At 65.3% G+C, this 1,584-nt stretch carries 2 protein-coding genes and 1 pseudogene; 2 read left to right on the plus strand and 1 reads right to left on the minus strand.

Annotation, left to right across the window (positions count from 1 at the left end; genetic code table 11):
• A pseudogene (locus JHD07_RS30860) lies at nucleotides 1-288 on the plus strand (SDR family oxidoreductase); the annotation flags it as partial.
• A gap of 68 nt (nucleotides 289-356) precedes the next feature.
• On the opposite strand, the gene JHD07_RS30865 reads toward JHD07_RS30860, so the two are convergent.
• On the minus strand, nucleotides 357-965 hold the full coding sequence (locus JHD07_RS30865) for an NAD(P)H-dependent oxidoreductase (RefSeq protein WP_291629004.1): 609 nt from the start codon (nucleotides 963-965) through the stop codon (nucleotides 357-359).
• A 108-nt stretch (nucleotides 966-1,073) separates the two neighbouring features.
• On the opposite strand from JHD07_RS30865, the gene JHD07_RS30870 reads away from it, so the two are divergent.
• Nucleotides 1,074-1,511 carry a helix-turn-helix domain-containing protein gene (locus tag JHD07_RS30870; protein ID WP_291629006.1) on the plus strand — a complete coding sequence of 146 codons (438 nt, stop codon included), beginning with the start codon at nucleotides 1,074-1,076 and terminating at the stop codon, nucleotides 1,509-1,511.
• Nucleotides 1,512-1,584: the final 73 nt, after the last annotated feature.

Below are 1,584 nucleotides of genomic sequence, written 5' to 3' on the forward strand. Positions count from 1 at the left end.
CAGCTGGATGTGGTGGCGCTGTCCGCGGCGGCGGTGAAGGTGGTGGCGCCCGGCGCGCTCCGCACGCCGATCTGGGGGCCCGCGACCGCGACGCCCGAAGCCGAGAAAGAATTCGAAAAGCGGATCGCGCTGTCGACGCCCCTGGGGCGCCTCGGCGAAACCGATCACGTCGCCAAGACGGTGCTGTTCCTCGCCTCCGACGATTCCGCGCATGTGCAGGGTCAGGAGATCTTCGTCGACGGCGGCGCGGTGGCCTCTCCGAGCGGCGCGCCGATCTATCGCGGCTGATGACTTGAACCAACGCGATTCCGTCCGGCGCAACTGCCATCTTGCGCCGGACGGTTCGTGTGTCCAGGCTATGCTGCGCGCAGAGTCGTCGCCGCCTGAAGTGCGCCGGCGAGCGCTTTCTCGCGGTGATCCGGGCCGAGTGCAATGCCGTCGGCGGGAACGAACTCCAGGTCGGTGATGCCCACGAAGCCGAACACCCAGCGCAGATAGGTTTCGACGTGTTCGCCGGCGACGTATGGGGTCTCGGCGCCGTAATGGCCGCCACGTGAGATCGCCACGATCACGCGTTTGCCTCCGGCAAGTCCCTCTGGCCCGGCCGCGCCATATTTAAATGTCTTCCCCACCACCAGGATGCGGTCGATCCAGGCCTTGAGCTGGCTCGGAATGGTGAAATTGTACATGGGCGCGCCGATCACGACGACGTCGGCAGCCAGGAACTCGTCGAGCGCCGCCGCGCTTGCGGCGAGGTCGGGTGCAAGCTCCGCCGGCGCGGGAGCGCCTTGCGCGGCGGCGAGGTGCGAGCCGGAGAGGTGGGCCAGCGGGGTCTGGGTCAGGTCGCGATAGACCACTTCGAGCGACGGCGTCGCCTGTTTCAGCCGATCGACGATGGCGGCGGAAACCTGCCGGCTGACGGAGTGGGGGCCGAGCACGCTGGAGTCGAGATGGAGGAGTTTCATGTGGTCACCTCATGGTATAGGTTTGTAACTGACGCTACATGAGTGACTGGCCGAAACCGCACAAGAAGGCACAATTTTGAAACCCGCAAGAACGCACTTTTTTGAGCCATGGGCACATCATTGAAACCTGCGAACATCGAATTGCCTGCTCGGCCGCGGCCAAATCCACCCGATACAAGGCCCATGCCCGATCCCAACCATGCGGACTGCCGCGGCGTCGCCTCCGTGCTGTCCCGCGTCGGGGACAAATGGAGCGTGCTCGTCATCATGATGCTGAGCGACGGGCCGAAGCGCTTCAACGAGCTGAAGCGCACGATCAACGGCATCTCGCAGCGAATGCTGACCCTGACGCTGCGCGGCCTCGAACGTGACGGCCTCGTCACGCGCACGATCTTCCCGACCATTCCGCCGCGCGTCGACTACGAGCTGACCGATCTCGGCCGCGGCTTGCAACAGCCGGTGAAGGCCCTCGGCGAGTGGGCGATCGCGCATCTGGAGCAGATCGCGGCCGCACGCACGCGGTTCGACGCGCGCAACGACGGCTAGCGTTGCTTATCCGAGCGAAGCGAGGGAGCCCGGAATCCATTTGGCGGCAGAGGAAGTGGATGGATGGATTTCG

Source organism: Bradyrhizobium sp. (assembly GCF_016462955.1).
Classification (GTDB): domain Bacteria; phylum Pseudomonadota; class Alphaproteobacteria; order Rhizobiales; family Xanthobacteraceae; genus Bradyrhizobium.